Origin of the sequence: Arthrobacter mangrovi, from assembly GCF_026011795.1 — a bacterium.
In the GTDB taxonomy this organism is placed as follows: domain Bacteria; phylum Actinomycetota; class Actinomycetes; order Actinomycetales; family Micrococcaceae; genus Crystallibacter; species Crystallibacter mangrovi.
The window spans coordinates 1-23,459 of the sequence record NZ_BRVS01000018.1 but is presented as its reverse complement, the minus strand read 5'-3'; the positions used below and the strand labels follow the sequence as shown (position 1 = coordinate 23,459).

Below are 23,459 nucleotides of genomic sequence, written 5' to 3'. Positions count from 1 at the left end.
TCCCGGCCACGTTTGCCGAATGGTTTGCAGCTTCTTTATTTTCCGGGCCGTCAATTAGACTGAACATTCCCGATTCTAAAGCCGTACCTGAGGAGCACGAGTGCAAGATTCGCCTGCGCGGCGCACGTTCCTCAAGGCCGGCGCGGCGGCTGCTGCATTGGTGCTCACCGGCTGCACGGGCCAGCCGGGTGCAGCGCGTTCGACGGCGACGACGTCGCGGGCCCCGCTGCCCGCGAACCTGAAATTCACCATGGGCACCGCCGCGGATCCGGCCGTCCTCGACCCGGTCCTGGCCGTCGACACCGACTCCTTCCGCGTCACCCGCCAGATCATGGAAACACTCGTGGGCGCCAATCGGGACACCGGGGTTCCGGCGCCCGGACTGGCCACCGAATTCACGGAGGAGGACGGCGGCCGCGCCTACGTGTTCAAGCTGCGTGAGGGCGTGACTTTCCATGACGGCACCGCCTTCGACGCCGAAGCCGTGCGCGCCAACTTCGAGCGCTGGTTCCGGTTGCCGCGGGCCCTCCGGCCAAACAACGGGAACTTGCCCTACAGCGCCGTCTTCGGGTCCTTCGCCGATGAGGAGACCGAGTCCGTCTACCGGGGCTGCGAAGTGCTGGGACCGCTCGAGATCAGGCTGGAACTCAACCGCCGCTACACCGGTTTGGTGGCCGCGCTCTCGATGCCGTCCTTCGCCATCGCCTCGCCGGCGGCACTGGAGGCGAAGACGGCGGACAAGCTGACCGAGGAGCGCGCCGGAAGGAAGCTGTCCGCCTTCGCGCTGCACCCCGTGGGGACCGGCCCCTACCGGCTGAAAGAGTTCTCGACCGGCAAGGTGCTGCTGGAAGAGTTCGACCAGTATTGGGGTCCGGCCGCCCAGGTCGGCAGGGTGGAGTTCACCACGCTCTCGCATCCGGCCGCCCGGCTCCGCGAGCTCAAGGCCGGGGACATCGACGGCTACGACCTGGCAACGCCGGAAACCTACGCCGGGCTGGTCCGGAGCGGCATGCAGATCCTCCAGCGCGACCCGTTCGCCGTGACCTACCTGGGCATCAACAAGGCGTACGGTCCCTTGGACGACGTCCGTATCCGCCAGGCCATCGCCCACGCCATCGACCGGGACAGGTTGCTGAAGTCCTTCTTCCTGCAGGGCTCGGTGGAGGCCAAGCAGTTCGTGCCGCCGAGCCTGGGCGTCAACAGCGAGGACATCCCTTACTACGAGTACGCACCGGACCGCGCCCGGGAACTGCTCGCGGAGGCGGAGTACGACGGCGCCGAACTGCCGTTCTACTATCCGCTGGACGTCACCAGGGCCTACCTGCCGGCCCCGGAGAAGATCTACGCGGAACTGAGCCGCCAGCTGACGGCCGCCGGCTTCAACATCCGGCCCATGCCGGTGGCCTGGTCGGACGGTTACCTGGAGCGGGTGCGTGCAAGCAAGGACCAGGCCCTCCATCTCGGCGGCATGAACGGCAGCTACCGCGACCCGGACAACTTCCTGGGCACGCTCTTCGGGACGGAGTCGAGCGAGTTCGGCCTGGAGAGCGCGCAGCTGACCAGCAGGCTGGCGCGCGCACGGACGCTGGAGCCCGGCGAGGAACGGACCGCCGCCTACCTGCAGATCAACGAGCAGCTGGCGCGTCTGCTGCCGGCGGTCCCGCTGGCCTTCCCGGTGTCGGCCCTGGCCATGGGGCCGCGGGTCGAGAGCTACCCGGCCAGCCCCATGCTGGACGAGCCCTGCAACCTGATCCGCATCCGCTCCGAAGCCTAGGATTCCGGCACCGCATCCTAGCCGGAAGCCGCTTTCGCGTCTGTCTTTCGGGTCACATCCCGACGGCGGAATTTTAGAGTCGATGCCGGGGCGGGGTAATCTTCTAAGCGCTGGCGAAGCTGCTACGGGAGATGGAAGTTGACTGCTATTAACCCTTCGGGATCATCCAAAAACATTGACGTTGCGCTGATCGGCGGCGGCATCATGAGCACCACGCTCGGCTCCCTGCTCAAGCAGCTGCAGCCCACGTGGAGCATCTCCCTCTACGAGAACCTCGCCCAGGCCGGGCTTGAGAGCTCCGATCCTTGGAACAATGCCGGCACGGGCCACGCGGCGCTGTGCGAACTGAACTACACCCCGGCCGCGGCGGACGGCTCCGTCCCGACGGCGAAGGCCGTGGGGATCAACGAACAGTTCCACGTTTCCCGCCAGTTCTGGGCCCACATGGTGTCCGAGGGACACATCGGCTCGCCGAAGGACTTCATCAACCCGCTGCCGCACATGAGCTTTGTCTGGGGCGACGCGCATTCGGATTACCTCAAGCGCCGTTACGAAGCCCTGCGCGCCGAGCCGCTGTTCGAAAAGATCGAATACAGCGAGGACCATGCCGAACTCGCCGACTGGGTCCCGCTGGTCATGGAAGGCCGCGACCCCGGCCAGCGCGTCGCCGGCTCCCGCGTGGTCGGCGGAACCGACGTCGACTTCGGCACCCTGAGCCGCAAGCTGGCCGGCTACATGGGCGCCAACGGCGCCGACCTGAACTACGGTCACAAGGTCCTGAATGTCAGCCGCGCCAGCAACGGCCGCTGGGACCTGAAGGTCAAGAACAACTCCACCGGCGAGACCAGCACGGTCTCGGCCCGCTTCGTCTTCGTCGGTGCCGGCGGCGGCGCCCTGCACCTGCTGCAGCGCGCCGGCATTCCCGAGGCCAAGGGCTTCGGCGGTTTCCCGGTTTCCGGCCAGTTCCTGCGCTCGACCGACGAATCCGTCATCGCGCGCCACAACGCCAAGGTCTACGGCCAGGCCTCGGTCGGCGCCCCGCCCATGTCCGTCCCGCACCTGGACACCCGCTTCGTCGACGGCAAGCGCTCCCTGCTCTTCGGCCCGTACGGCGGATTCTCCCCGAACTTCCTGAAGTCCGGTTCCTTCCTGGACCTGCCGCTCTCGGTCCGCACGCACAACCTGATTCCGATGCTGGCGGTCGCCAAGGACAACATGAGCCTGGTCAAGTACCTGGTCACCGAGGTCCTCAAGAGCCGGCCGAAGAAGATCGCCGCGCTGCGCGACTTCTACCCCGACGTCGTCGGAGACGCCTGGGAGCTGATCACCGCCGGCCAGCGCGTCCAGGTCATCAAGAAGGATCCGAAGAGCGGCGGCGTGCTGCAGTTCGGCACCGAGGTCATCACCTCGGCCGACGGCAGCATCAGCGGCCTGCTCGGCGCCTCGCCGGGAGCCTCCACCGCGGCACCGATCATGATCCAGGTGCTGCAGCGCTGCTTCCCCACCGAGTTCAAGAACTGGGAGCCGAAGCTCAAGGGCATGATCCCCGGCTTCGGCGCGAAGCTCAACGAGAACCCCTCGCTGCTCTCCGACATCACCGCGGACACCGACCGGGTGCTGGAACTCGGCTGACGCCCGCCCGTGCACAAGCTGGCTTCGCTGTCGCTGGGCAACCGGGCCCTGATCGCCCTGATTACCGTTTTTGCCGCGGTCTTCGGGGTGATCACCATGGGCTCGCTCAAGCAGGAGCTGATTCCGTCGCTGGAGTTCCCCCGCATCACCGTCGTCTCGGCGATGCCGGGGGCTTCTCCCGAAGTAGTGGACAAACAGGTCAGCGAACCGCTGGAATCCGCGCTCAATGCCGTCGAGGGACTCGAATCCACGGCGGCAACGTCGCGTACCGGGCTGTCCACGGTCAACCTGACGTTCGCCTACGGGACCAACCTGGACCGCGCGCGCAGCCAGGTCGACCGGGCCATCTCGAATGCCCGCCAGCTGCTGCCGGAGGACGTTGCGCCGCAATCACTGGCCGGAAGCATCAGCGACTTCCCGGTCGTCTTCCTGGCGGTGTCCTCCAACCTTGAGCTCAGCGAGCTCAACACCGAGCTGAACCGGCTGACCGTCCCGCGGCTGCAGAAGCTTGAGGGCGTCCGCAGTGCCGACGTTTCCGGCGGCGCGCGGCGCCACATCTCGATCCTCCCCGACGAGGCCGCCCTGGCAGAGCGCGGCCTGACCGCCGGGTCCATCGTCGACAGCCTGCAGAACAGCGGCGGCCTCGTCCCGGCAGGCACTGTCGAGCCGGAGGGCCGAAGCATCTCGGTGCAGATCGGCAGCCCCTTGGACAGCCTTAAGGCCATCGAAGCCTTGCCGCTGGCCGCTGCGGAGACTCCGACAGCCCAGTCCCCGGCCTCAGGGGGCGGGGCGCAGGCCGCGGAATCCACGACGCCGGCACCGGGTGCCGCGGCTCCCCCGGCGGGAAGTACGACGGCGGAACCACCGGCCGCGGGCGCGTCACCGGAGGCATCCGGGCAGGTTCCGGGCCGGATTCCCGGGGAATCGCAGACCGCTCCCCCGGCAGGGACTGCAGCTCCCGCCGGGACACAGGCCGGTTCCGCGGCCCCGGCAACCATCGGCGAGGTTGCCAAAGTCAGCATCGCCGACGATGCCCGCACCTCCATCACCCGCACCAACGGCGTCGAAACCCTTGCACTGTCGATCACCAAGACGCCGGACGGCGACACCGTCGGCCTCTCCCACGCGGTCGCCGACCTGCTGCCCGACCTCGAAGCCGAAATCGGGCACGGCGCCAAGTTCACCACGGTATTCGACCAGGCCCCCTTCATCGAGAAATCCATCAAGGACCTCACCACCGAGGGCCTGCTGGGCCTCGGCTTTGCGGTCCTGGTCATCCTGGTCTTCCTGCTCTCGGTCCGCTCGACCCTGATCACGGCCATCTCCATTCCGCTGTCGCTGCTGGTCACCTTCATCGGCCTCTCGGCGTTCGGCTACTCGCTCAACATCCTCACCCTCGGTGCCCTGACCATCGCCATCGGCCGCGTGGTGGACGACTCGATCGTCGTCGTCGAAAACATCAAACGCCACTTGGGCTACGGGGAGGACAAACGCACCGCGATCCTGACCGCAGTCCGCGAAGTGGCCGGAGCGATCACAGCCTCCACGCTGACCACGGTCGCGGTCTTCCTCCCCATCGCGTTCGTCCAGGACCTGGCCGGCGAGCTGTTCCGGCCCTTCGCCATCACCACCGCCCTGGCGCTCCTGGCCTCGCTGCTGGTGTCCCTGACCATCGTTCCGGTGCTCGCCTACTGGTTCGTGAAATCCCCGCCGCAGCTGGAGGATCCCGAGGCGGTACGCGCCCGCGCCACCGAGTCGGAGAAGCGCTCGCGACTGCAGCGGGGCTACCTGCCGCTGCTGGCCGGTACGCAGCGGCACCCCGTTATCACGTGCGTGGCGGCCGTCATCATCCTCGCCGGAACTGTGGCCATGGTCCCCCTTATGCAGACCAACCTGCTGGGCGACTCGGGACAGAACAGCTTCAGCCTCCGCCAGGAGCTTCCGCCGGGAACCAGCCTCGAGGCCACGGACCGGGCCGCGCGGGACGTCGAAGACCGTCTGTCCGGGACCGAAGGCGTGCGGGATGTCCAGGTCACCATCGGCAACAGCGTCGACGGCGTGGGGGCGTTCCGCTCCGCCGGCGCTTCGGTGGCCCAGTACACCGTCATTACCGAGGAAGGCGCGGACCAGGAGTCCCTGCGGGCGAACGTCCGCAGCCTGGTCGCGGACCTGCCGGATGCAGGCACCATCACGCTGAGTACCCAAGGCGGCGGCTTCGGCACCTCCGGAACCGTCGACGTCGATCTCTCCGCCGCCGACCCGAATCAGCTCCAGGCCGCCTCCGATACCGTGGCCGCGGTGCTGCGCGACGTCCCCGGCGCGGCGGAAGTATCGAGCAACCTGGCGGCATCGGAACCGGTGATCGAGGTCTCCGTGGACCGGGCCAAGGCGGTCGAGGCCGGGCTCAACGAGGAGCAAATCGCCGGGCTGGTCGCCTCCACCATCAGCCCGCTGCCGGGCGGCACGGTGCGGATCGGCACCACCGATTTCCCGGTGCAGGTCGGCGAGGGAACGGAGTTGACCAGCACCGAACAGCTGGCCGCCGTCGAGATTCCCACGGCGAGCGGCCCGGTGCCGCTGACCGACGTCGCCACTGTCGAGGAAGTCGCGGTTCCGACCTCGATCACCGCGTCCGGAGGGGAACGCACCGCGGTCATTTCCGTCACCGCCGCCGGCGACGACCTTGGCGCCCTGAGCCGCGAGGTGCAGACCGCCCTTGACGGACTGGACCTGCCTGCGGGTGTCGACGCGACGCTCGGCGGCGCGGCGACCCAGCAGGCCGAATCCTTCGAACAGCTAGGCCTGGCCCTCCTCGCCGCGGTGGCGATCGTGTACGTCATCATGGTCGCGGCCTTCAAGAGCCTGCTCCAGCCGCTGATCCTGCTCGTCTCCGTACCGTTCGCGGCCACCGGTGCCATCGGGATGCTCGTCATCACGCAGATTCCGCTCGGCCTGCCGTCGCTCATCGGCATGCTGATGCTCGTCGGCATCGTGGTGACGAACGCCATCGTGCTGATCGACCTGATCAACCAGTACCGCAACCCGCACGACGGCCGGCCCGGCCTGCCCGTGGCAGAGGCCATCGAGCATGGTGCGCGCCAGCGCCTCCGACCGATCCTCATGACCGCCTTGGCCACCGTCTTCGCGCTGACGCCGATGGCGTTGGGATTGACCGGCGGAGGAGGGTTCATCGCCCAGCCGCTCGCCGTCGTCGTTATTGGCGGACTGGTCTCCTCCACTGCCCTGACGCTGATCCTGGTCCCGGTCCTGTACCGCCTGGTGGAAGGCCGGCGCGAGCGCCGGGCCGCTGCCCGGCAGCAGCCTGCGGAAAAAGTGCCCGAGCCCGCCGCTGTCTGACCGGACATGTGCCGGGGACTTCCCGGCCGGGAATGAATGCGGCCGGTCCACGGTTGAGTCCATAGATGCAATTGCATGTAATATGGGTAGCAGCCGCGCACCGGCCTCATCATGAAAGGACCTGCCACCATGGAAATCGGCGTCTTCAGCGTTTCGGACATCACCCGGGACCCGACCAACGGCAGCATGCCCACCGAGGCGGAACGGATCAAGGCATCCATCGCCATCGCCAAGAAGGTGGAAGAGATCGGGATGGACGTCTACGCCATCGGCGAGCACCACAATGAACCCTTCTTCTCCAGCTCCCCCACCACGCTGCTGGGCTACATTGCGGCGCAGACCGAGCGGATCACGCTGTCCACGGCGACGACGCTGATCACCACGAACGATCCGGTGAAGATCGCCGAGGACTTCGCGATGCTGCAGCACGTCTCCGACGGCCGCGTCGACCTGGTCCTGGGCCGCGGCAACACCGCCCCCGTATACCCCTGGTTCGGCAAGAACATCCAGGACTCACTGGAGCTGACGGTGGAGAACTACGCGCTGCTGCGCAAGCTCTGGGACCAGGACGTGGTCAACTGGCAGGGCAAGCACCGCACCCCGCTGCAGAACTTCACCTCCACCCCGCGCCCGCTCGACGGCGTCGCCCCCTTTGTCTGGCACGGCTCCATCCGCACGCCGCAGATTGCCGAACTCGCCGCCTACTACGGCGACGGCTTCTTCGCGAACAACATCTTCTGGCCGAAGGAGCACTACATGCAGCTCATCGGCCTCTACCGGGAGCGCTACGAGCACTACGGCCACGGCAAGGCGGACCAGGCGATCGTCGGGCTCGGCGGACAGTTCTTCATGCGGAAGAACTCGCAGGACGCGGTCAACGAGTTCCGCCCGTACTTCGACAACGCCCCGGTCTACGGCCACGGCCCCTCGATGGAGGACTTCACCGCGCAGACCCCGTTGACCGTCGGCAGCCCCCAGCAGGTCATCGAGAAGACGCTCAGCTTCGCCGATTCCTTCGGCGACTACCAGCGCCAGCTCTTCCTGATCGACCACGCCGGCCTGCCGCTGAAGACGGTGCTCGAGCAGCTCGACCTCTTCGGCGAGGAAGTCCTGCCGGTACTCAAGCGCGAGTTCGCGGCCCGCCGGCCCCCCCATGTGCCGGATGCGCCGACCCACGCCAGCCGCAAGGCTGCCCGCAACGAAACCGACAAGGAAGCCGAGGCTGTGGCGCATGGGTAACCAGCCGCAAATCCGCACCACGACGGAAGCCTGGGAGTCCCTTTTCCGGACCCAGGTGGCCGTGATGCGGCGGCTCCAGCAGCTGCCGGAATTCAAGAAGCTGGCGATGCGCGAATACGACGTCCTGTTCAATCTCAGCAACTGCCCCACCGGGTGGACACGGCTGAACGAGCTCAACGAAGCCCTGCTGATCAGCCAGCCGAGCCTGAGCCGGATGGTGGAGCGCCTCGAGGCCAAGGGACTGGTCAGGCGGCGCACCGCCGAGTCGGACCAGCGCGGCATCGAGATCTCGCTGACCGAGGCCGGTGCGAAGCTGCAGCAGGAGATCGGGCGGGAGCATGTCCGGCATCTGCACGAGATGCTGGCGCCGCGGCTGAGCGAGGCCGAGTTCCGTCAGCTGCACGAGCTGACGGACAAGCTCCGGACCGGACTCAAGAACAGCTAGGCCGGCCGGGGCTGCCGCAGGCCGCGGTCAGGCCTTACCCTCCTCGTGGATCTTCAGGGACTTAATAACCTGCTTGATCGTCTTGAAGCGCTCCGTCTGCGTAAACGCCTTGGCCTCGGCGATCAGGCCGAACATCTCCAGCGCCCCGGTGTCCTGGCCCGGCGCCGGCGCCCCGTGCACGGCGGCATTGGCGAAGGAATACACGCCGACCGGTTTCGGTCCCGCCACCGTGTTCTGCAGGCGGCAGGCGGAAATCCCGTCTCCGCCGGGCTGGTCGGTAAGACCGTAGGAGCCGAAGTACTGGTAGCCCAGCAGCGTCCGGAACACGAACAGCGGCTTGATCGAATCCTTGCCGCCGGCCGAGGCCACCTTGGCGGGTTCCGTGAGTACTACCGAGTATTCCTTGGCCTCTCCCGGACCGCACTTCTCCTTCGGCACCTTCAGCCGGGTGTGCAGCTCTGCGACTACCTTCCCTGCGGCATCCCGTACGTTGAGGTGGACGCCGCCGTCCGAGGGCATCGTCGGCTTGGCCTGCCGCTGCACGATCCAGTCGGCCGGCAGCTCGAAGCTGACGGTCCGGTCCGGATCGGAATACACCTTCCAACCCTTGACGGAGGCCTTCGGCAGCGGTGCCGCCCCGGAGGCCTGGCCTGCCGCCGACGAAGCCGACGCCGTCGCCGCGGCGCTGCCGGACGGATTGCCGTCGGGTTCTCCCGCGGCGCAGCCCGAGAGCAGCGCAAGGCACAGCACAGCCGCCGCAACGCGCCGGTGCCGGCTCCCCGTGATCCGCATGGCGCTCCCCTTTCCCCAAAAGCCGAACCTGGCCCACCGCCGCCCGGCAACCGCCCGGGCAGTGTTGGACCGGCGGCGACCTCCGCGCGTCGATGCGCTTGGAGTCAACGGTACCGAGGGAGGGGATCAGTCCGGTATAGGCGCCGGCGCCGTGTCCAAAGTGTTGCGGAACCGGTCAGCCCAGCCGGACCGGCAGCGAGGGATCCTCCTCGCCCGGGAAGCCCTCGGCTTCCGCCGTGATCCGCATTTCCTGTAGCCTCAGGCTGCCGCCAACGGTCGACAGGAACGCCGTGTCCGATGTGTCCCTTCCGGTGGCAATCCGCAGCATCGAGCCGCGCGGCGCCATGCCGGTTGCATCCACCATGTGCCACGCGCCGTCGACATAGGCCTCGGCCACGGCGTGGAAATCCATCGGCTGCAGCCCGGGGGCGTAGACGGCGGCGAGGCGGGCGGGAACGTCCTTGGCGCGCAGCAGCGAAATCACCAGGTGCGCGTAGTCACGGCAGACCCCGCGGCGTGCCAGCAGGGTCTCGACGGCGCCGTCGGTGAACCGCGACGACCCGCTGACATAGCTCAGCTCCTTCGCGACCCACTCGCGCACGCTCCGGATCAGCTCCGTTCCCCGCCGGGACCCGAACTCGGCGTAGGACGTCGGCAGCAGCTTGTCCGACTCGCAGTAGCGGCTCGGCCGCACGTACTTGATCAGCTCCGTGGGCCGGGCCGTCTCGGGAGCGGCCTCGCCGAGCACGGTGGCCCGGTAATCCAGTTGAACGACGGCGGGATCCGCCACCTGCAGCGTGTGCAGGCGTCCGCCGTGGTCATCGGCGTGCTCCTGCAGTTCGGCCGGTTCGCCATCGACGGTGAGGACAAACTCCTCGTCGCAGGACGCGAAACCCTGCGGCCGGGCAACTGCTACGGCGAATACCAGCGACGTGTTGGCGGCGGTTTTGGCTACAAGGCGGGCCGAGACCGCTCGTTTCATGGTGCTCCTCCGGGATGGCTGTGCGGCGATCCGCAGCGGTTCGCCCGCTGCCCACACTATCGGCTCAGCCACGGCGGGCTGAATCCGGACGGGCCCCGCCCGGTGTCAGCGGGCGAGGGACCGGACCGACTGCACCGCACTCACAACCGACCTGGCCGCCAGCGCAATCTCGGCCTCCTTGACGGCGGACGTGAAGGTCAGCCGCACGGCCGTCCGGGCCACGTCGGGGGCTATCCCCATGGCGAGCAGGACGGCGGAGGGCTCGTCCGAACCGGCCGCGCAGGCCGAGCCGCTGGAACACACCACGCCCCGCCGCTCCAGCTCCAGCAGCACGGCCTCCCCGGAGGTTCCCGGAAAGCAGAAGGAGGCGCTGGCGGGCAGACGTTCGGTCCGGTGGCCAGTGACGAACGCATCAGGCACGGCCTTGAGCACCGCATCGATCAGGTAGTCGCGGTAGCCGCGGAGGCGGTCGGCTGATTCCGGGCGCTCGGCCTCCGCGAGCTTCAGCGCGGTGGCGACGCCGACGGCTCCGGCGACGTTCTCCGTGCCGGAGCGGCGCCCGCGTTCCTGGCCGCCGCCGTGCAGCACCGGCTCAAGCGGCAGCCGCCCGGCGACGTACAACAGGCCGCAGCCCTTGGGCGCGCCCAGCTTGTGGCCGGAAATGCTGATGGCGTCGGCGCCGAGCGCGGCCGCGTCCAGCGGCAGCCAGCCGGCGGCCTGGACCGCATCCGTGTGGAACGGAACACCGGCCTCCCGGCACAGCTCGGCGATGCGGGCCACCGGCTGGATGGTCCCAACCTCGTTATTCGCGTACATCACCGTGCACAGCGTCGTCCCCGCAGTCAGCGCCCCGGCCAACCGGGCGAGGTCCACGACGCCGTCCGCATCCACGCCCACACGCGTCACGCGGAAGCCGTGGAACCGCTCCAGGTAATCCGTGGCCTCCAGCACGGAGGGATGTTCGACGGCGGAGGTCACCACGTGCCGGTCCCGCGGCATCGCGAGGCTGATCCCCTTGATCGCCAGGTTGTTCGATTCCGTCCCGCCGGAGGTGAAAACGATCTCGCCGGCCCGGCACCCCAGCACGGATGCCGCCGTCGTCCGCGCATAGCCCAGGGCACGCGCCGCCGCCTCCCCGACCGTGTGGTGGCTCGAGGGATTGCCGAAGTCCTGGGTCAGGGCCGGCCACATCGCTTCGAGGACCTCCCGGCGGACCGGAGCGGTGGCGGCGGCATCGAGGTAGATCATGGGATGTTGATGTCCAGTCCGAGGTCGACCGAGCGGACGCTGTGGGTCAGCGCCCCGGAGGAGATGATGTCCACGCCGGTGGCGGCGATGTCCGCGACGGTGTCGAGCCGGACGTTGCCGCTGGCCTCCACCAGCGCGCGGCCAGCCACCTGTGCGACGCCGGCACGCAGCTGGTCGACGGTGAAGTTGTCCAGCATGATGGTATCCACTCCGGCCGCCAGCACCGGCTCGATCTGCTCCGCACGGTCCACCTCGACCTCGAAATGGACCGTATGCGGCAGGCTGGCCTTCGCCTCCAGGAGTGCCTCCGTGAGGTCCCGCCGCCCGCCCTCGGTGATGACGGCCAGATGGTTGTCCTTCGCCAGCACGGCGTCCGAAAGCGAGTAGCGGTGATTGTGCCCGCCGCCGCAGCGCACGGCGTACCGCTCCAGCGCACGCAGGCCCGGGGTGGTCTTGCGGGTGTCGGCGATCCGGGCCTTGGTGCCCTCGGTCCGCGCCACGAACGCGGCGGTCTGCGTGGCGATGCCGCACAACCGCTGCAGCAGGTTCAGGCCCACCCGCTCGGCGAGCAGGATGGAGCGCGCGCTGCCGCTCGCGACAGCCAGCACCTGGCCGGCCTCGAACCGTTCCCCGTCCTGCACCTTGAGCTCCACCGCGACGGCGGAGTCCACCTGGCGGAACACGGTCTGCAGCACCGGGGAACCGGCGAACACGCCGGGCTCGCGGGCGGTGAGTTCCGCCGTCGCACTGGCCGTCGCGGGAATCAGCGCGTTGGAGGTGACGTCGCCCCACGGCGCGTCCTCGGCGAGCGCTGCGGCGACGATGCGTTCCACGGCGGGCTGGTCGGGCGGAAGGATGGGACTCATGCAGGCTCCTTGGCGAGGCGGCGCGCGGCCGCATTGGCGTTGATGGCTTGGGTGCCGGTCAGATCGACGCTGTCCGAGCCGATCGCCCCGGAGTTGCTTCCCGAGGCGGTACTGACTGAGACGCTGTCATCGTTGTCCGAACTGATCGCCCCGGCATGGCCGGCCGAGGCGCAGGCCGCGCCGGCATTGCTAATCGAGCTGGCCGCGCCGGCGTTGATGAAATGCAGGCTGTCCGTGCCCGCCGGCGGCTGGCTGAAATCGGTGCGGAAGTGGGCGCCGACCGAATCGCGCCGCGCGGCGGCGGCGGCGACCACCAGCCGGGCGTTGATGAGCAGGTTGCGGTGCTCCGCCGCGGCCGGGCCGGCTTCGGCCGCCTCCGTGCCGACCGAGCAGGGACCGGGCGCGCGCCACTGCCGGAGCTGCTTCGCCGCCAGCTCGAGCCCGGCAGCATCGCGCGTGACGCCCGCGGACTCCGACATCAGGGCTCGCACCTGGGCCGGCGTGCACTCGACGGTCCCGTTCTGCAGCTCCAGCGGCACGGCCGCGAAGACCGGTGTGCTGCCGTTCCCCGCCTGTAGCGCATTGACGGCGCGGCGGGCGAAGACCAGCCCCTCCAGGAGGGAATTCGAAGCCAGCCGGTTGGCACCATGCACCCCGGTGCACGCCGTTTCCCCGACTGCAAACAGGCCCGGCAGGGACGTCCGCCCCGACGTGTCCGTGCGGATCCCGCCCATCCAGTAGTGCGACGCCGGCACAACGGGCAGCGGCACGGTGTTCCAGTCGAACCCGAGGGACTTCACGGTCCGGTCGATGGTCGGGAACCGTCGGGCCAGGAAGTCCTGACCGCGCCGCGCAGCGATCCCCGTGGCGTCCAGGTAGACCTGAGGTTCGTCGCCCCGGCCTTCGAGCAGCCGCAGCTGCTGGAAGATGGCGCGCGACACCACGTCCCGGGGCGCCAGTTCGGACCGCTCGTCGTAATCCGCCATGAACCGCCGCCCGGAGGAGTCCACCAGCAGGGCGCCCTCGCCGCGCACCGCCTCGGAGATCATGAAGGCGACTCCGCCGGTTGCCGCTGGATCCAGCAGCGTCGGGTGGAACTGGATGAACTCGAGGTCCGCGAGCACCGCGCCGGCTTCCCACGCCAGCGCCACTCCGTCCCCCGTGGCCGAGGCCGGATTGGTGGTCGCCTCGAAGAGCTGCCCGGCTCCCCCCGTCGCGAGGATTACGACGTCGGCCGCCGCCTCGGTGGGCCGCGTGGTCTGCGGCCCTTCGAGCACTTCGACCCCCGTGACGCGGTTGCCGTCCAGCAGCAGCCGCTGCACGTAGGCGTGCTCGCGGATCCGCAGCCGGCCGGCGTCGGCGAGCGCGCGCACCCGGTCGACCAGGACCCGGGCGATGCGGGCTCCGGTTCTGTCGCCGCCCGCGTGCAGGATGCGCGCGGCCGAGTGCGCTCCCTCCAGCCCGAGGGCCAGCCGGCCGCCATCCAGGTCGAAGGCCACGCCCCAGTCCTGCAGTACCGCGACCTCGCCGGCAGCGGCGGAGCACAGCAGCTGCACCGCGCCGTCGTCGTTCATGCCCGCGCCCGCACGGAAGGTATCCGCGGCATGCGCCTGCACCGAATCGCCCGCCGCCGCGCCCTGGGCCGTGACGGCGGTAATGCCGCCCTGGGCGAACCAGGTGTTGCTTGTCTCCAGCGCGCCCTTGGCCAGGAGGGTTACCTCGATCCCCGGGCACTCCGCGGCCAGTGCGGCGGCGTACAGTCCGGCAATGCCGGAACCAACGACGACGACGCGCAGCGGACCTGCGCTAGCGGCCGCGGTCATGGCCGTGCGGCCAGCATCCGCTCCAGCGCCACGCGGGCCGGAACGGCAACGGTCTCGGGCACGGTGATGCGGTTGAGGATCTCGCCGCCGGGCAACGAGCCCGTGCCGGCATAGGCCTCAAGCACCCACGCCAGGTAGCCCGGGTGGATCCGGTACATCGTGGAGCAGGGGCAGACCACCGGATCCAGGCAGAAGATGGTGTGCTGCGGGTACTCGGCCGCGAGCCGGTTGACCATGTTGATCTCGGTGCCGACGGCGAATACCGTCGGTTCCTCAGCCGCAGCGATGGCCTTGCGGATGTAGTCGGTGGACCCCGACTCGTCCGCGGCATCCACCACAGGCATGGGGCACTCCGGGTGCACGATGACGCGCACGCCCGGGTAGTCGGCCCGGGCCTTCTCGATCTGGTCCACGGTGAAGCGCTTGTGCACGGAGCAGAACCCGTGCCAGAGGATGACGCGGGAATCGATCAGGGTCTGTTCGTCATTGCCGCCGAGGGCCTGGCGCGGGTTCCACATCGGCATCTGCTCCAGCGGGACGCCCATGGCCTTGGCGGTATTCCGGCCGAGGTGCTGGTCCGGGAAGAACAGCACCCGCTGTGCGCGTTGGAAGGCCCATTCCAGCACTGTCGCGGCATTGGAGGAGGTGCAGACGATGCCGCCGTGCTCCCCCACGAAGGCCTTCAGCGCGGCGGAGCAGTTCATGTACGTCACCGGCATGACCGGGATCTTGCCGTCCGCGCCGGGTTCGGTGCCGAAGATGCCGCTCAGCTGGTCCCAGCAGGCCTGCACCGAATCGGAGTCCGCCATGTCCGCCATGGAGCAGCCTGCGGCCAGGTTCGGCAGGATCACGGCCTGGTCCTCGCCGGAGAGCATGTCGGCGGTCTCGGCCATAAAGTGCACACCGCAGAAGACGATGACCTCGGCCTCAGGCTTCTCCTTGGCCGCCTGCGCGAGCTGGAAGGAGTCGCCCACGAAGTCCGCGTACTTGACGACCTCGTCGCGCTGGTAGAAGTGGCCGAGTATGACCAGCTTGTCCCCCAGCTTCTCCTTCGCCGCGATGATCCGGGCATCGAGTTCTTCATCCGAGGCCAGCCGGTACTCCTCGGGAATCTGCCCCTGCCGCGGCGTGGCCGCCGGCGCCCTGTCCGCCATCGACGCACCCGGACCGTACGCCGGCATCGCGCCGCCGTCGAAATTCCACGGCGCCTTCACCAGGTCCGGGCTGCAGGTGCCGCCGGACGCCGCGGCCGCCTCGGCCTCGGGCCGGGTCATGAGGTCGATGGTGCTGCTGATCGATGCCATGGGTTTCTCCGATTGTCTGGCTGTCGCTGGCTGTGGAAGGAGGCCGGCTCAGGCGAGCGGGCCGTTTTTGGGACCGGCCGAACCGGTGTAGCGGAAGAGCCGTGGCGGACGATGCCGGCCGCCCTGCAGGTATTCGTCGGTCGCCTGGATATCCGGCGCCGCCCGCAGCTGCCGCCGGAAATTGGCCGGGTCGAGGGTCTTGCCGAGTACTGCCTCGTAGACCTCCCGGACCTGCGCCAGGGTGAACTTCTCGCCGAGGAACGCGTAGGCGATGGAACTGTAGGCAACCTTGTTCCGCAGCCTCCAGAGCGCGTAGTCGACGATCTGGTTGTGGTCGAAGGCGAGCTGGCCCACCCCGTCCGCCCGGAACCACCGGACGTTGTCCGTCTCCCGCGCGAGAGCGGCCTCATCCGGCTTGACGAGCGCCCAGTAGACGATGGAGACAACGCGCTGGGCCGGGGAACGGTCCAGCCCGCCGAAGGCGTAGAGCTGTTCCAAATAGTCCGGCTGCAGGCCGGTGGTCTCCTGCAGGTTCCTGGCCGCTGCGTCCTGCAAGGATTCGGCCGCGCTCAGCGGGCCCCCGGGCAATGCCCACAAGTCCTGGTACGGCTGGCGTGTGCGCCGGACCAGCGGCATCCAGAGCGTCGGCCTCGATTCCTCGCCATCGCCCCGCAGCGCGAAGATCACGGTTGAAATCGCGAGCTCCGGGGGCTGCCGGCGGCGCTCGGACACGTTGGCTGCATAGACCATAGCGCTGCTCCCTTCTGGCTTCGCACCGCCGTCGTAAGTAAAGGTCAGGATGACCAGAACTCATTGTAGCGGGTTAAAGTCTTTCTGACCCAATCTCTTGCTGGACCTCGGCGTTCTGTGACGCCAGTGTTCTGACGCTTCAGGGCGCAGGAAAATCGTGACCCTTCCGGGCGCCGAGATCGTGTCGCTTCAGACCGAAAAGGTCGTGACACTACCGGACGCCGAGATCGTTGTGCTTCAGCCGGCAGATGACGTGACGCCTCCGGCTCCGGACGGCGCGTCGCCAACAGCCTTGAGCCTTTACTGCCCGGCGTCCGCTTCCGCCACGGCACGCCACCAAGGACCTCGGCACTCAAGCCGTGCCATCCTTGCGGCGCGCAGCCCGCACCCCATCGGCCCCGGTCACGAACCTCGGCGTCCGAGCCGGTGCTATCCCTGCGGCCCGGCGTCCGGATTCCCGGCCACAGCCTGCACCAAAGGCAGCGTCCGGCTGTCGAAGTGGCTATTCAAGACAATCACCGAGGAGGACCGAAGCACGGTATTGGTGCCGGTGATTTCGTCCAGCACCCGCTGCAAGTCGGCGTTGGACCTGGCGACCACGCAGGCGAGTAGGTCGCTCTCTCCGGACACAGTGTGCAGCTCCAAGACCTCGGGAATGCGTGCGAGCGCCGCAGCCACGGCGTCGTGGCCGATCTCCTGCCGGATGACAAGCGAGCAGTAGGCCTTCACGACGTAGCCGAGTTCGGCCGGCTCCAGGCGCGGACCCCACCCAGCGATCACCCCGGCACGTTGCATCTTGTCGAGCCGGGCCTGTACCGTGGCACGGGCCACTTTGAGGACCCGGGAGGCTTCCAGGACGGACATTCTCGGGTCCTGACTGAACAGCGTGACGATATCCGAATCCAGCGAATCGATATTCATCCGTTGAAACCTCTTTCGGTTTGACCAGCCATTCGGCTGCGGGACATACAAATTGTCATCCGGGCCGCTGGCTGGACCAAATGCAGCGGCGAGGGCCCGCCCGCTGCCTGCCGCCACCGCGGCAGGGTGATGACAGGAAATTCACAATGACGAGATTCCCCCGTGCGTCCGGGCAGTCTACCGGCGCCCATCCCACCGGCCTCGGCCAATCCATGAAGCCGCGGCAGCTGATCATGATGGGACTCGGCAGCGCCATCGGAGCGGGCCTCTTCCTCGGCTCCGGAGCAGGGGTCCAGGCGGCCGGACCCGCAGTGCTGGTGTCCTACCTGATCGCCGGAACCCTGGTGATCATCGTGATGGGAGCCCTGGGCGAGATGGCCGCCGCCCATCCCAGCAGCGGAGCCTTCTCCACGTACGCGGAGAAGGCGCTGGGCCCCACGGCGGGAGCCACTATCGGCTGGCTCTGGTGGGGCCAACTGGTCATTGTCATCGCGGCGGAGGCGGTGGGTGCCGCCGGGCTGATCGCATCCGTCTGGCCGGGGCTGCCTGTGTGGCTGCTGGCCCTGGCGTTCATGATTTTCTTCACGGCCGTCAACCTGCTCGGCGTGAACAACTACGGCGAGTTCGAATTCTGGTTCGCCATCATCAAGGTCGCGGCCATCTTGGCCTTCCTGGCGGTCGGCGTAGCCCTGATGGCCGGCTGGCTGCCGCAGTCGCCATCGCCCGGCCTGGCGAACATCCTGGGAACGGACGGGTTCGCCCCGGCAGGTCTCGGCGGCATCGCCACCGGGCTGCTGGTGGTCATCTTCGCCTTCGGAGGCACCGAGATCGTCGCCGTGGCCGCGGCCGAGACCCGGAACCCGCAGCGCAGCGTGGCCCGGGCAGTCAAAACGGTGGTCTGGCGCATCCTGGTCTTCTATGTCGGCTCCGTCCTGGTCATCACCCTGGTGGTCCCGTGGGATTCGCCGGCCCTGGCCTCGCCCTTCGCGGCCGTCCTCGCCGAGGCCCGCATCCCCGGCGCCGACGTTGCCATGACGATGATCGCCGCCGTCGCCCTGCTGTCCGCCCTCAACGCGAACCTCTACGGCGCGTCCCGCATGATTTTCTCGCTCTCCCGTCGCCGGGACGCCCCGGCCAGGCTGCAGGAAATCACCTCCCGCGGCGTCCCCGTCCCTGCCGTGCTCGCCTCGGTGGCCTTCGGCTTCGCCGCCACCGTACTGGAGCTCGTGTTCCCGGAAAAGGTGCTCCCGGTGCTGCTGAACTTTGTCGGCTCCACCTGCCTGGCAGTGTGGGGAATGGTGTTGCTGTCACAGCTCATCCTCCGCAGACGTGCTGTGCGCGACGGGGAAACGCTGCCGATGAAACTCCCCGGCTACCCCTGGACAAGCGGCATCGGCCTCGCGCTGCTGGCCGGGATTATCGTCATCGGCCTCTTCTCGCCGGCCACAGCGGTCCAGCTCGGCAGCACCGCCGCCCTGATTGGCGTGATTGCCCTGCTGAGCAGAGTAGCCGTCCACCGGAAGCAGCGGACCGCCGATCCTGCCCGCATGAGCTGACAAAATGTAATGCAAATAGTGACCCGCTGGTCACTGATTGCACACTCTGCAAGGTGTCTGATGTTCTTGTTGCGCACTCCTCCGACCGGTGACTAGGGTCACTGGCAGAAACCGCAAGGGCTGTCCGGCCGCGCTGGTTCCGGCGCCGCCTGACAGCCTTGACGACCTAGGAGGAACCAGCATGGCCGATGAATTGCCTGGCCTTGACCACGCTGTCCTGAACGACGACGACCAGCGCCAGCTGTACCGGCTCATGGTGGCCGTGCGCCACCTGGACGAGTCGGCCATCCGCTGGCAGCGGCAGGGCCTGATTCCCGGCTACGCCCCCGAACTGGGGCAGGAGGCGGCACAGGTCGGCAGCGCCTACGTGCTGGACATGTCCCGCGACTTCGTGTTCCCCACCTACCGCGAGATGGGCGTGGCCCGCACTGTCGGCGTCGACATGGTGGAGTACATGGCCACGCACAAAGCGACCTGGCACGGCGGGCTCTATGACCCGGTAGCTTCGCGCTTCGCGCCCATCCAGGCTGTCGTGGCCGGCTCCGTGCTGCACGCCGTCGGGTGGGCCCATGCCCAGACCATGGACGGAACCGGCGGCGCCGCCATCACGTACTTCGGCGACGGTGCCAGCTCCCAGGGCGACGTCCACGAGGCGATGAACTTCGCCGCCGTCATGAAGGCCCCGGTGGTCTTCTTCATCCAGAACAACGGCTGGGCCATTTCCGTCCCGACGGAACGCCAGGTGGCGGGCGGGTCCGTTGCGGCCCGGGCGGCCGGGTACGGCATTCCTTCCCTGCAGGTTGACGGGAACGACGTCGTTGCCGTCGCCAAGGCTACAGCGGCCGCACTCGCGCACGCCCGCTCGGGCAAGGGACCGTCCGTCGTCGAGGCCATGACCTACCGCCGCGGACCGCACTCCACCAGTGACGACCCCGGGCGGTACCGCACCCTCGAGGCCGAGCGCGCCGACGCAGGCGAGGACCCGATCCAGCGCATGCGCGCACACCTTACGGCAGAGGGCCTTGCCGACGAGGCCTTCTTCGGCGAAGCGCTCGCCGATGCCAAAGCGGAGGAGGAACGCATCCGCGAAGGCATCATCAACCTGGGGTCACGCCCGGGAACGGAGATGTTCGACTTCGTCTACCAGGAACCGACAACAGCTTTGAAGGCCCAGGCCCGCGCCTGGCGGGAGGAGTCCGAACATGTCTGAGCACACCACCCTCAGCGACCTTGAAGCAGCGCGCAACAACACCCGGGATGCCGCTGCGCAGCTGGAATCCGTCGAGACCATCGAGTCCGCCTCGGACGGCCAACGCCAGATCCCCGCCGCCGACGCCCCCGCTACTGAAGAGCCGGCGGACGCAGGACCGGCCATCGAGACCCTGTCCATGCAGCAGGCCCTCAACCGCGCCCTCTCCGAGACCCTAGAGGCCGACCCCAAGGCCATGGTCCTGGGCGAGGACGTCGGCCAGCTCGGCGGCGTCTTCCGCATCACCGACGGCCTGCAACGCAAGTACGGCGAAAACCGGGTCTTCGACACCCCGCTCGCCGAATCCGGCATCCTCGGCATGTCCGTCGGCCTGGCCATGGCCGGCTACCACCCGATTCCCGAAGTGCAGTTCGATGGCTTCGCCTACCCTGCGGTCAACCAGATCATCTGCCAGGTCGGCCGCATGAACTACCGCAGCCGCGGCAAGCTGCCCATGCCGATCACCCTGCGCGTGCCGAGCTTCGGCGGCATCCGCGCCCCGGAGCACCACGGGGAGTCGCTCGAGGCGCTCTTTGCGCACGTGCCAGGGCTCAAGGTGGTCTCACCGTCGAGCCCCCACGAGGCGTACCACCTGCTCAAGTTCGCCGCCGGCAGGCCTGACCCGGTGGTCTTCATGGAGCCCAAGTCCCGCTACTGGCAGAAGGGTCCGGTGGACACCGCCGGCACCGGTTATTCCCCCGAAGGCGCCCGCGTTGTGCGCGAGGGCCGGCATCTGACGCTGGTGGCTTGGGGCGCCATGGTCGCCCGTTGCGTTCAGGTTGCCGAACTCGCAGCCGAAGACGGGATCGACATCGAAGTTCTGGACCTGCGCTGGCTCAAGCCGATCGACGCCGAAGCACTGGCGGCCTCCGTCACCAAGACGCGCCGCGCCGTCGTCGTCCACGAAGCACCCCTGACCTCCGGCCTCGGGGCGGAAGTAGCCGCGCTGATCACGCAGCACTGCTTTGCCACACTGAAAGCACCCGTTGAGCGGGTTACAGGTTTCGACGTACCGTATCCCTCAGGAGACCTCGAGGACGAGTACATTCCCAACATTGACCGCATCCTGTTCGGGATCCAGCGAGTATTGGAGTATCGCCGTGGCTGAAATTTCCTTTCCCCTCCCGGACCTTGGCGAGGGCCTGATCGAGGCAACCGTGCTGGAGTGGCTCGTCGCCGAGGGCGAACAGGTCGAGCGGAACCACCCGCTGGTCGAGGTCGAGACCACTAAGTCCGCCGTGGAGCTTCCCTCCCCGCAGGCCGGCAAGGTCGTGCGGGTCTACGGCGAACCCGGTGACATCATCAAGGTTGGTGAACCGCTGATCGTCTTCCAAGTCCCCGATGACACCGCCGGCATCGTCGGGACCGTACCCCAAGAGCAGGCGCCCAAGCGCCGCGTCCGCCTGACCGCCAACCTGGACGAGGACTGAGCGGCATGGGCAGGCACCGCGACCAGACCGTGGAGGGCGTGGACCCGCACCTGAACGTGCGGGTCCACGAGGCCGCGCCGGGAACCACCGGCCCGCACCGCCCGGTCATCCTGCTCCACGGCTTCGCTTCTTCCGCCAAGCTCAACTGGGAGGACGCCGGCTGGATCACCGCGCTGACCCAGGCCGGGCGGCGCGTCGTGACCGTGGACCTGCCCGGCCACGGCGGCAGCCCGGCACCGGAGGAAATGGACGCCTATTCGCCTAGCCGGATCCGCGCGGACCTGCTGCAGCTGATCCTCAACGCGCACGTGCGGCCGTTGAAGGACGATGACGATTCCACCGGCGTGGACCTGATCGGCTATTCGCTGGGCGCACGTCTGGCGTGGGAGTTCGGTGCTACCCAGCCCGAACTCGTCCGCAGGATCGTGTTGGGCGGGCCCGGCGCCCACGATCCCTTGGCCGACTTCGATCTGCCGGCCGCCCAGCGTTATCTGGCGGACGGCTCGGAAATCGCCGATCCTTCCACGGCGGAGTTGCTGCGCATGGCACAGCTGGTGCCCGGCAATGACGTTTTTGCCCTGTTGACGATGATCGAAGCCATCAAGACGGAGCCGTTCATCCCCTCCGAGGCCGTCCCGCGGATGCCCGTGCTGCTAGTGGCAGGTGAACGCGACGAGCTGGCACAGACGGCACCGGAGCTGGCCAAGCTGGCTCCCCGCGCCGAGCTGCAATGGCTCCCGGCCCGGACCCACGCCAACGCGGTCACCAGCCGGGCCTTCAAGACAGCCGCCATCGACTTCCTCGCCGGCTAGGTCTACGACTTCCTCGCCGGCCAGGTCTACCGACACGGCAGGCTGTCGACACCCCCTGATGGATTGGCACCGTGCAGCAACGCATCTCGCCTCGCAGACAATGCGTCGCTGCTCACGATGGCGGGAAATGGTCCCGGGCGCCTCGGCCGTACCGTAGAATTAAGAAAAATCAGCAGACTTACATCCTGGGCGTGGAGGCTTGGTGGACATTCTCCTTGGGGGTCGCTACAGGACTGGCGAACTCATCGGCACGGGCGGCGCGGCCACCGTGTTCCGCGCACTCGACGAAACGTTGCACAGGGACGTGGCGGTCAAAATGTTCACGCCCACAACTCCCGACGACGACGCATACCGGCGCCAGCATACCGAGACCCTGCTGCTGGCCACCTTGAGCCACCCGGTACTGGTCACCCTGCTCGACGCCGGCTTGTACGAGGATTCCAGCGGCACCATGAGCAACTATCTGGTGATGGAACTCATCGAGGGCCAGGACCTGCGCAAGATGCTGGCAGGCGGACCGCTTGCGCCGGCAGCCGTCGCCAACATCGGGGCGGACCTGGCCGATGCCCTCAACTACATCCATGAAAACGGCGTCGTGCACCGGGACATCAAGCCCGCCAATATCCTGATGGCCAACACCGGCAGCCTGGACACCCGGCTGCACCCGAAGCTGTCGGACTTCGGCATCGCCCGCGTCGTCGATGCCTCGGTAGCCACCGTTCATGGAGCGACCATCGGCACGGCCAACTACCTCAGCCCGGAACAGGCCCTCAGCCAGCCCGTCACGCCGGCGTCGGACATTTACTCCCTCGGCTTGGTGCTCTTGGAATGCATTACCGGGGAGAAGGCCTTTCCCGGGCCCATCGTGGAATCAGCCGTCGCCAGGCTGCTGAAGGATCCGCCGATCCCCGAAACCCTCGGCTCCGACTGGCAGGAACTCCTGGGCCGGATGACCGCGCGCGAACCCGACAACCGCCCGACGGCCCATGAAGTCGCACTACAACTGCGGTCCTGGACCGAAACCGTCGTCCTCCCGCCGAACGCTGGAACCCGGGAGTCCATTCCTCCCTTCCCCGTTGAGGCACAGCCGCACCGCATCAGCGCCGCCAGTGCCGACACCGGCAATGTCACCACTGGCAACGTTGTGATCCCCACCCCGCCGAACCGGGCGCCCAGCGTCGGCTGAACCAGGTCGGCTGCGGCACAAACCTTGCCCGCAGCTTGAGAGGCCGGTCCAGCCTCAACGGACCCGGCCTTTCGCCCCTCCGCCTTTCATCGC

General features: G+C 68.2%; 19 protein-coding genes. 11 read left to right on the top strand and 8 right to left on the bottom strand.

Annotated features, from left to right (window positions below; translation table 11 throughout):
- Positions 1–100: 100 nt before the first annotated feature.
- The 5 genes from AHIS1636_RS14380 (at position 101) to AHIS1636_RS14360 (ending at position 8,447) form a co-directional block, all read left to right on the top strand.
- Positions 101–1,774 (top strand): ABC transporter substrate-binding protein, encoded by a 1,674-nt coding sequence (locus AHIS1636_RS14380; RefSeq protein WP_264796528.1) that lies wholly within the window; start codon positions 101–103, stop codon positions 1,772–1,774.
- A 138-nt stretch (positions 1,775–1,912) separates the two neighbouring features.
- On the top strand, positions 1,913–3,406 hold the full coding sequence (locus tag AHIS1636_RS14375) for a malate:quinone oxidoreductase (protein ID WP_264796527.1): 1,494 nt from the start codon (positions 1,913–1,915) through the stop codon (positions 3,404–3,406).
- Positions 3,407–3,415: 9 nt separating this feature from the next.
- Positions 3,416–6,763 (top strand): efflux RND transporter permease subunit, encoded by a 3,348-nt coding sequence (locus AHIS1636_RS14370; protein ID WP_264796526.1) that lies wholly within the window; start codon positions 3,416–3,418, stop codon positions 6,761–6,763.
- 129 nt (positions 6,764–6,892) lie between these two features.
- Positions 6,893–8,002, top strand: a complete 1,110-nt coding sequence (locus AHIS1636_RS14365; protein ID WP_264796525.1) for an LLM class flavin-dependent oxidoreductase — start codon at positions 6,893–6,895, stop codon at positions 8,000–8,002.
- Complete coding sequence (locus AHIS1636_RS14360; RefSeq protein WP_264796524.1) at positions 7,995–8,447, top strand: MarR family winged helix-turn-helix transcriptional regulator; 453 nt, start codon at positions 7,995–7,997, stop codon at positions 8,445–8,447. Before AHIS1636_RS14365 ends, AHIS1636_RS14360 begins: the two co-directional genes overlap by 8 nt.
- 27 nt (positions 8,448–8,474) lie before the next feature.
- Here AHIS1636_RS14360 and AHIS1636_RS14355 read toward each other — a convergent pair whose 3' ends face one another.
- The 8 genes from AHIS1636_RS14355 to AHIS1636_RS14320 all read right to left on the bottom strand — a co-directional run bounded on the left by AHIS1636_RS14355 (position 8,475) and on the right by AHIS1636_RS14320 (position 17,133).
- The gene (locus tag AHIS1636_RS14355) at positions 8,475–9,239 is read right to left on the bottom strand and encodes a hypothetical protein (RefSeq protein ID WP_264796523.1); all 765 of its coding nucleotides are present in this window, start codon (positions 9,237–9,239) and stop codon (positions 8,475–8,477) included.
- 175 nt (positions 9,240–9,414) lie between these two features.
- The gene (locus AHIS1636_RS14350; RefSeq protein ID WP_264796522.1) at positions 9,415–10,221 is read right to left on the bottom strand and encodes a transglutaminase-like domain-containing protein; all 807 of its coding nucleotides are present in this window, start codon (positions 10,219–10,221) and stop codon (positions 9,415–9,417) included.
- A gap of 105 nt (positions 10,222–10,326) precedes the next feature.
- Positions 10,327–11,469: a cysteine desulfurase family protein gene (locus AHIS1636_RS14345; RefSeq protein ID WP_264796521.1), complete on the bottom strand. Its 1,143-nt coding sequence runs from the start codon at positions 11,467–11,469 to the stop codon at positions 10,327–10,329.
- A complete protein-coding gene (gene nadC / locus AHIS1636_RS14340) occupies positions 11,466–12,335 on the bottom strand; it encodes a carboxylating nicotinate-nucleotide diphosphorylase (RefSeq protein WP_264796520.1) in 870 nt (289 codons plus the stop codon). The genes AHIS1636_RS14345 and nadC overlap by 4 nt, the downstream gene beginning before the upstream one ends.
- Positions 12,332–14,158, bottom strand: coding sequence for an L-aspartate oxidase (gene nadB / locus AHIS1636_RS14335; RefSeq protein WP_264796519.1), 1,827 nt, complete (start codon positions 14,156–14,158; stop codon positions 12,332–12,334). Before nadB ends, nadC begins: the two co-directional genes overlap by 4 nt.
- Positions 14,155–15,462, bottom strand: a complete 1,308-nt coding sequence (nadA, locus tag AHIS1636_RS14330; protein ID WP_264796518.1) for a quinolinate synthase NadA — start codon at positions 15,460–15,462, stop codon at positions 14,155–14,157. Before nadA ends, nadB begins: the two co-directional genes overlap by 4 nt.
- Before the next feature lie 48 nt (positions 15,463–15,510).
- Positions 15,511–16,212: an NUDIX hydrolase gene (locus AHIS1636_RS14325; RefSeq protein WP_264796517.1), complete on the bottom strand. Its 702-nt coding sequence runs from the start codon at positions 16,210–16,212 to the stop codon at positions 15,511–15,513.
- Positions 16,213–16,641: 429 nt separating this feature from the next.
- Positions 16,642–17,133, bottom strand: coding sequence for an Lrp/AsnC family transcriptional regulator (locus AHIS1636_RS14320; RefSeq protein WP_264796516.1), 492 nt, complete (start codon positions 17,131–17,133; stop codon positions 16,642–16,644).
- Positions 17,134–17,279: 146 nt separating this feature from the next.
- Here AHIS1636_RS14320 and AHIS1636_RS14315 point away from each other — a divergent pair, with 146 nt between their 5' ends.
- The 6 genes from AHIS1636_RS14315 (at position 17,280) to AHIS1636_RS14290 (ending at position 23,366) form a co-directional block, all read left to right on the top strand.
- On the top strand, positions 17,280–18,689 hold the full coding sequence (locus tag AHIS1636_RS14315) for an amino acid permease (RefSeq protein ID WP_264796515.1): 1,410 nt from the start codon (positions 17,280–17,282) through the stop codon (positions 18,687–18,689).
- A gap of 181 nt (positions 18,690–18,870) precedes the next feature.
- Positions 18,871–19,899 (top strand): thiamine pyrophosphate-dependent enzyme, encoded by a 1,029-nt coding sequence (locus tag AHIS1636_RS14310; RefSeq protein WP_264796514.1) that lies wholly within the window; start codon positions 18,871–18,873, stop codon positions 19,897–19,899.
- A gap of 178 nt (positions 19,900–20,077) precedes the next feature.
- On the top strand, positions 20,078–21,046 hold the full coding sequence (locus tag AHIS1636_RS14305; RefSeq protein ID WP_264796664.1) for an alpha-ketoacid dehydrogenase subunit beta: 969 nt from the start codon (positions 20,078–20,080) through the stop codon (positions 21,044–21,046).
- On the top strand, positions 21,039–21,368 hold the full coding sequence (locus AHIS1636_RS14300; RefSeq protein ID WP_264796513.1) for a biotin/lipoyl-containing protein: 330 nt from the start codon (positions 21,039–21,041) through the stop codon (positions 21,366–21,368). Before AHIS1636_RS14305 ends, AHIS1636_RS14300 begins: the two co-directional genes overlap by 8 nt.
- 5 nt (positions 21,369–21,373) lie before the next feature.
- Complete coding sequence (locus AHIS1636_RS14295) at positions 21,374–22,180, top strand: alpha/beta fold hydrolase (protein ID WP_264796512.1); 807 nt, start codon at positions 21,374–21,376, stop codon at positions 22,178–22,180.
- A gap of 202 nt (positions 22,181–22,382) precedes the next feature.
- A complete protein-coding gene (locus AHIS1636_RS14290; RefSeq protein ID WP_264796511.1) occupies positions 22,383–23,366 on the top strand; it encodes a serine/threonine-protein kinase in 984 nt (327 codons plus the stop codon).
- Positions 23,367–23,459 lie beyond the last annotated feature (93 nt).